The sequence below is a fragment of the Chitinophaga sp. genome, from assembly GCF_035564935.1.
Lineage (GTDB): Bacteria > Bacteroidota > Bacteroidia > Chitinophagales > Chitinophagaceae > Chitinophaga.
Window position 1 is genome coordinate 1 of the sequence record NZ_DATMTE010000312.1, and the last position, 3,332, is coordinate 3,332.

The window sequence follows — 3,332 nt, forward strand, 5'->3', positions numbered from 1 at the left end:
TACTTAAAAACCAGATGTATTTCAGTGCAACCGATGGAATATTACCAGAATATTTTATTATTCCGTACATGCTGCTGTTATCCGCTGAAACGCAAGCTATTACAGCGGTTACGAATTTGGAATCATTTTTGTCTTACAGTATATACAACGCTGTAACTGCAGCAAAGCGTTATAAAAATTTTAACATAATCCTTTAACAATTTAAAATGATTCCGCCTTCTAATACTTTTTCACAAACCATTAAAAAATGCTTGTTGATATAAAGACGATCTTTACAAAGCATTCATTACATCTCCAGGGTCTTACAAAAAACAATACCTACAGGACTAAAAAACAGGAGTTATGAACAGTTTATTAAAACATACAGGAATATCAATTTTATTTTTGGGCTTTTTCGTCAGCAGCTGTGCATCTACATATGCACCGGCGTATGATGATCAATATGGCTCTTCCTATGCCAGCGGACCGCAGGTACAGGTGAGCGGATCTATTTCTTTTTACGACGAATTGAGTCCTTACGGCCGGTGGGTAAGCTACCCGGGGTACGACCGGGTGTGGATCCCGAATGCGGGCCGGGACTTCAGGCCTTACTATACAAACGGACACTGGGTGTACACCGATTACGGCTGGACCTGGGCATCTGATTTCGCATGGGGTTGGGCAGCGTTCCACTATGGCCGCTGGTTATATGACGATTTCCAGGGATGGATGTGGGTGCCCGGCTACGACTGGGGTCCGGCATGGGTGAGCTGGCGAACCGGCGGCGACTACTATGGATGGGCGCCAATGGGACCACAGTATACTTATAATGCACCGGCCAGTTATTGGGCGTTTGTACCAAGACAGTACATTAACAGTCCACGGATCAATAATTACTACGTTAACAACAGCAGGAATGTAACTATTATCAACAATACTACTGTTATCAATAACACCAATAATTACGGCGGCAGAAGAGTGTATGCCGGGCCAAGCGCCAATGATGTACAGCGTTATTCAGGTCAGGCAGTACGCCCCGTGAGAGTGGAAAACACCAGCAGACCTGGTGGCGGAAGGGTTGAAAATAACCAGTTACGTATTTACCGCCCCGATGCTGCAGCAATCCAGAGAGGACGTGAGGTGGACCGTACGAGACCCGTACAACCGGTAAATAATAACAATAACCGTCCCGGCCGCGTTACACCAGGCAACACAGTTACCCAGCCAGGTAACAATAATAATAACGGTGGCAACAGGGTTCGCCCTGGTGAAGTGAACCAGCCGGCCAATAACAACACCGGTAACACACCTCCGGGTAATAATAACGGAAGGATAAGAACAGGTACTACCCAGCCGGTAAACCCGGCAAATAACAATACACCGGGCAACTATAACAGGCCATCGAGGGTAACGCCAGACAGAACTGCTGAACAACAACGGATACAACAGCAACAACAGCAACAGAGAGTTCAACAACAACAGCAGCAGCAACAACAGATTCAAAGGGAACAACAGCAACAACAGAGAGTTCAGCAGCAACAGCAACAACAACAGCAAAGAGTAAGGGAACAGCAGCAACAACAGCAGAGAGCACAACAACAGCAACAACAGCAGCAGCAACAAAGGGTACAAAGAGAACAGCAGCAACAACAGCAAAGGGCCCAACAGCAACAACAACAGCAGCAGAGACAACAACAACAGCAACAGCAGCAAAGGGTAAGGGAACAACAGCAACAGCGACAACAACAACAGCAGAGGCCACAGCCACAACAGCAACAGCAACCGAGGCAACAGGGTGACCGTCCTTCCCGTGTAGGATAAGCCACCTCCGGATATAAAGAAAGTACGGATGATAACAGCGGCAAAGATGTTTGTGAGATTACATCATTAATGCCCTGTATGTTATCCGTACTTTTTTATTGATTATAAACGTGTTTATATAAACTGCCCTTTATAGTTTGAAATGCAGCCGTACCGGGCCTTAGCCCTTTCTGCATCAGGCGCAGTTCCAGCGGCGGATAATGGGGGTAATACGAAGGCTGATGATAGGATTCCGTAAATGCCTGATAACCGAGCCGCTCATAAAAACTAATTCTCCGTATAGCCTGCTCTGTTACAGGCGGTTCCACTTCCAGCACAATTCCTCCCAGCTCCGCTTCCATTAGCAGCATTACCTGTGTTCCTGCCCCACCGCCCCTGGTACCGGGGTGAATGGCAAAATGTTCTATAAAGCTGAAACCGGGAAGGCGCCAGTAAAATATAAAGCCGGCAAAGATATTGTCACTTACAATACGCAGTAAATGTAATTTTCCGGATGCTATCAGCATCAGTTGCTGATCCCAGGGCCTTCTTTCTTCTTCGGGGAAAGCTTGTTCATACAAATCTTTTATCGCTTCATCGGCGACGGTGGTAGGTATTAGCCGGATCATGCGGCGAAGTTACTGATTATACTGCGTAGCGGCTACTCTGTAGCATTTTTCACGGATGGCACACATTCGAACGGATCCGGGTTACCGGCAGGAACGGGTTTATCTGCAGCCCAGCAGAAGTTCATCGGCTGGCTGGTAATGCTCACCAGCTTTACAGCTACCTTACTGCCTTTGCGGCTGTTGGAGGCTGCAATGCTGCGGGTACCTTTCTCCGGAATATTACTGATAGTATATCGTTCTGTTTTAAAAACCTCGTTATTGTTCCGCATATAGGAAACGCTGACCACCACGTTATCAAGCGCATATTCCGTTTGATTTCTCACAATAATATCCAGGTCTTTGATCCCTCCGAGCAGGCCGGTACGATAATCGCCCGCAGTAACGGCAATAAATTGCTGCCAGTTCCGGCGGTAATAAGCCCTGCGTTCAATAAACTGGCCTGCTACCCGCTGGCGGAGCTCCTGGTGGTTGGTAATTTGTTGGGACACCGCCCCCGACTGGTCAAGGCTTTTGCGTAAATCGCGGTTTTCGTTCCACAGGCGCTGGTTTTCAGACAGCACTTTACGAACATAGCGTTGCTGCTGGCAGTACCCCAGGCTGAACACAACAATAAGCAACAGCAGGACGGCGGGATAAACGTAGCTTCTTTTCATAACCGGGAAAGAGAAAAAATAATGCCAACGCATTTTTATTACATTTGTACAAATGGTTTCAATGCAATTGATTATTGTAAATGATGAAAAAACAGCCCGGCAATTTCTCGACGTGCATGTGGAATTAAACAAGAATGTACCCGGCTGGATAAGGCCGCTGGACAAAGATATTAACAATGTTTTTGATCCTGAAAAGAACAAGGCATTCCGTCATGGAGAATGTATCAGATGGATTTTAAAAGACGACAAAGGCAGGTTAACCGACAGGATT

4 protein-coding genes and 1 pseudogene are annotated in these 3,332 nt (G+C 46.7%); 3 read left to right on the forward strand and 2 right to left on the reverse strand.

Annotated elements, in window-relative coordinates; genetic code table 11:
- Both VN105_RS08315 and VN105_RS08320 read left to right on the forward strand, forming a co-directional pair.
- Positions 1-197 (forward strand): hypothetical protein (locus VN105_RS08315; protein ID WP_325639768.1); only part of this gene is annotated, 197 nt, incomplete at its 5' end.
- A 145-nt stretch (positions 198-342) separates the two neighbouring features.
- Positions 343-1,800 (forward strand): DUF6600 domain-containing protein, encoded by a 1,458-nt coding sequence (locus VN105_RS08320; protein WP_325639770.1) that lies wholly within the window; start codon positions 343-345, stop codon positions 1,798-1,800.
- 95 nt (positions 1,801-1,895) lie between these two features.
- On the opposite strand, the gene VN105_RS08325 is transcribed toward VN105_RS08320, so the two are convergent.
- Together VN105_RS08325 and VN105_RS08330 are read right to left on the reverse strand one after the other, a co-directional pair.
- Entirely contained in the window at positions 1,896-2,408 is a 513-nt protein-coding gene (locus VN105_RS08325; RefSeq protein WP_325639772.1) for a GNAT family N-acetyltransferase, read from the reverse strand.
- Between the two features lie 32 nt (positions 2,409-2,440).
- Positions 2,441-3,061: a hypothetical protein gene (locus VN105_RS08330; protein WP_325639774.1), complete on the reverse strand. Its 621-nt coding sequence runs from the start codon at positions 3,059-3,061 to the stop codon at positions 2,441-2,443.
- Between the two features lie 61 nt (positions 3,062-3,122).
- Here VN105_RS08330 and VN105_RS08335 point away from each other — a divergent pair.
- Positions 3,123-3,332, forward strand: a pseudogene (locus VN105_RS08335) (hypothetical protein); the annotation flags it as partial.